We start from the raw sequence: 3,533 nt of genomic DNA, 5'->3' as shown, positions 1-3,533 counted from the left end.
AACATCATATATCCCGGTAAATTCAAGAAATTATATTGAATATCAAGAATTCCCTTGTCCTTTTGATCTTTCATGTTTCCGTTATCATCGTAGGCTATCCTGTTTCCTGATACATCGGGATGTTGCAGGACGAAGTGGGCAAACTCGTAGGTGTCCACGGTGCTGTCATCGGTAGATATGAGCGTGAGGAAGTAAAACCATCTATTGAGATGGCCACGCAGCTGGCAGAAGCCCTGGAAGTGTCTCTGGATTATCTTGTAGGTTCTACGGATATTCTACTGGATAAAAATATTGTTGCTAAAATTTTAGATATACAAAAACTAAAAGAGAACGATAGACAGCATGTCTTCGCTCTCCTGGATGCGTTCCTTAAACAAACTAAATTGCAAAGCATTTTATAAAACAACAAAGCCACTCGTTTGAGTGGCTTTATCTTATCTCTATGGCTCTATAAATTTTGAACGAATAACTTTATAGAAAAAGACTAATAATAAAATTATACTGATTATAATATTATAAATCCCTAAAGTTTTATTCGAAGGAGCATACAAATATGTATAAAAATAATATTCTCCTATAAAAAATAATACTATAGAAAGTAAAAAGAATATGCTTTTCTTTATTTTCATTATGAAGTATATAGGAAAACTAAAAATTAATATTAATGGTATCATATATATTGACACATGTAAAATATAATTTAAAGTAAGGCTAAATACTTCAGATGATGTTTTTGCATTATCTAGCACAATATGCTTAAATCGATTTCCAATAAAAGCAAGTACAATAAAGAAAATAATATACTTTATTGTTACATATAAAAAACTATTAATAAGGGTAGCTTTGAACATATTAGTTTCTTTTATAAAATTTTGACGGATAATATGAAAAATCATACACTCGTTTAGGTGTTGATACATTGTGATAAGGATGAACAGATTTTCCTCTACTATCTTGAAATGGATTCATACCAGAGATTCCTGTGAAAGGTGCAGTATGAGTTCCTTGAAAAGACGGCTGATTATACTGCATCAACTTGGAAGTGTTACCACTACCAGAAACTGTTAAACTAGCAGAGGGAAAAACATTTGTGTAAGCATCCACCGAAAGATTCCCACTCCCACTATTATAATTAATATTTAATTTTTGAGCAACATCTACTATTTTAAAACCTATCTGATTTAATCCCCATTCTTCAATTGGAGATACACTTGCATGCTGTTCAAAATTTGTATTAATTCCCGTTGATGTAGGAGTCATTCCAAAAACATTATTACTTCCCCCTTCTCCTGGATAGAACATTCTTGGTGCACCAATTGGAGTATCACCAGGTTTGGATTCAAAACTTCCTGACAAACTTGTTAATTCTCCTGCATCATTTTCTCCCGCTGTTAATTTTAAAGTACTTGTTAATTTAACACCAGAAGCATCTACTATCCCATTTAAAGGCCCATCCCAAAGCTTACCATCAATATAGCTGGTAAAGTTAAATGTTAATTCCTTTCCTAAATAAGTTTCTCCAGAACCAGCCTTAGTCGTAGCTTGTGAGTTTGCGTTTTTGTCCCAATAAATAGAACCATCTTTCCTCTGAACAAAATCATTAACTCCACGTCCATCTGGATCAATAAAACGGATTGGGTTATTCATTGCATAATTGTAAGTAGAGTGTCTACGATACTGCTCTGCCAGCGGATCCACCACTCCCCATCTACCTAAATCCGGCATATACATCCTCGCTCCATAATCATACATTCCGGTCTCCTGCAACTCCTTGCCGTTGTACTTATAATTATAAATAACCTCATAAAATAAGAGGTTACTTATTATCTTCCATATAATGCTTAATTTGATCTATTCAGATCATATTCTATTTCTAGATATTGTAATGCATCAAAGGTTGCCAAGTCTTCTAAATAAACAAAATTTCCTTCAAAAACAGCATACGCAAAAACGTTTTCAGGAATTTTAGGAAGCTTATTTTCCTTTAATTTCTTAAATAAACCGTCACAAGAAACGACTTCTTTGGTTTTGAGTTCAAAATTCTTTTTATATGATTCAGTCTCTCCAAAATTTTCTTCAGACCTGTCAACAAATACCACAAATCTGTTATCATTAATTTTAAAACATTTCAACTGCTTTTTATCTAAAATAGGCAATTTATTTTTTAAACTGACAACAAAAGCGTTCTCATGCATCGGAGTTACAAGAGCATATATAACCGATTTTTCATACTCGTTGATTAAAATTGTATTTGACTTTTCAATAAAAGATAATGCATTGTTTACTTTCCAATATATAGAATGGCTTTCAAAAAAATTGCTGGCATCTTTATTTTGTGCATGTATTCCTGTGATGAGCAGAAATAAAATTAATTGTAATATTTTCATACTATTTAAAATTAATGAGATCATTAGAAAATTTCTTTTGCTTCATATCATCATATCTTCGTTGCCGAAACAGATTGTTATTATCAAAAGATTTTCCATATGGATAAACTTTTCCTCTGTCATTACCATTCGTTCTGAATAAGAACCTTACCGCACTATTTGTTAAAGCATGCCCTGTATCACCTGAAGATGGTCCGTTTGTACCTAAATAAGTTCCATGAGAATGCATATCCCAATTAAGAGTTTTTGAAGAGTATCCTAATTTATCAAATGCTAAATAGTTTGGTGATAATCTAGGATGCAACTGCGTTCCTAAAGCATATTCATTTTTCCCATTAATTGTGTTACTTTGAATAGACCATTCGTTTGTACTGTTCAGTGCCGCAAATTGAAATACATCTAATGCATCTGTTCTATTACTGGTTGTTGCTAAACGTAAATCAGAACTTCCAAATCCGAATTCCTCTTTTCTATTTGTCGCTAAATCTGATATGATTGTAGAATCTTCAACTTCAGCTTTTTTAACAGTAACACTTCCCTTACTTTTATCTACTTCTCCTTTATCATTACTAGCATATAAAGTATCTGATTTTTCTTGCGTTTCTTTGATCAACTTAACATCACCATTTTTAAGAATTTGATAGTCATGTTTAACCTCCATTCCATCAGGATCAATATTACTAATTGGATTATTTAAAACATAATTATAGCCATTGAAAGGTTGATACTTCTCCGCCAGAGGATCCACCACACCCCATCTTCCAATATCAGGCATATAGAATCTCGCTCCGTAATCATACATTCCGGTCTCTTGCAGTTCCTTTCCGTTGTACTTATAGTTCTGATATCCACCCAGGTTTCCTTTTAATCCTCCGATATGGTTTAGCCCAAAAGCATAATAGTTGTTGGTATCTGTAATTTCAACAGCTCCTTCGCTATTTTTAGCATAACTAACCCTTGCATTTCCTAAATGGTCTCTGTATTGGTAAATATAACGGTTTTCTATGAAACTGTAAAACCCTTCTGAGGTAGCTACAAAGTCCAATGTCCATGTAGCTGGCAAGGTAGGAAAGCCAGGGTCTATAATTATATCTTTGAATGCCTGTTGCTCATACGCTACATCAGTCCTGCACCATGTGCATTGCT

The 3,533-nt window shown here is 33.2% G+C and carries 3 protein-coding genes and 1 pseudogene; 1 reads left to right on the top strand and 3 read right to left on the bottom strand.

Annotated features, from left to right (window positions below):
* The first annotated feature begins 134 nt into the window (after positions 1–134).
* Positions 135–401, top strand: a complete 267-nt coding sequence (locus tag DRF60_RS20725; RefSeq protein ID WP_238640271.1) for a helix-turn-helix domain-containing protein — start codon at positions 135–137, stop codon at positions 399–401.
* A 1,210-nt stretch (positions 402–1,611) separates the two neighbouring features.
* Here DRF60_RS20725 and DRF60_RS20715 read toward each other — a convergent pair.
* From DRF60_RS20715 to DRF60_RS21280, 3 genes and pseudogenes are all read right to left on the bottom strand, one after another.
* A pseudogene (locus tag DRF60_RS20715) lies at positions 1,612–1,794 on the bottom strand (RHS repeat-associated core domain-containing protein); the annotation flags it as partial.
* A 47-nt stretch (positions 1,795–1,841) separates the two neighbouring features.
* The gene (locus tag DRF60_RS20710) at positions 1,842–2,387 is read right to left on the bottom strand and encodes a hypothetical protein (RefSeq protein ID WP_116015250.1); all 546 of its coding nucleotides are present in this window, start codon (positions 2,385–2,387) and stop codon (positions 1,842–1,844) included.
* A gap of 1 nt (position 2,388) precedes the next feature.
* Positions 2,389–3,533, bottom strand: a 1,145-nt coding sequence (locus tag DRF60_RS21280) for an RHS repeat-associated core domain-containing protein (protein ID WP_317125836.1), incomplete at its 5' end; no start/stop codon positions are given.

This window comes from Chryseobacterium elymi (assembly GCF_003385495.1).
Taxonomy (GTDB): domain Bacteria; phylum Bacteroidota; class Bacteroidia; order Flavobacteriales; family Weeksellaceae; genus Chryseobacterium; species Chryseobacterium elymi.
Note: the sequence above shows the minus strand (reverse complement) of the source record. Positions and strands in the feature narration are given on the sequence as shown.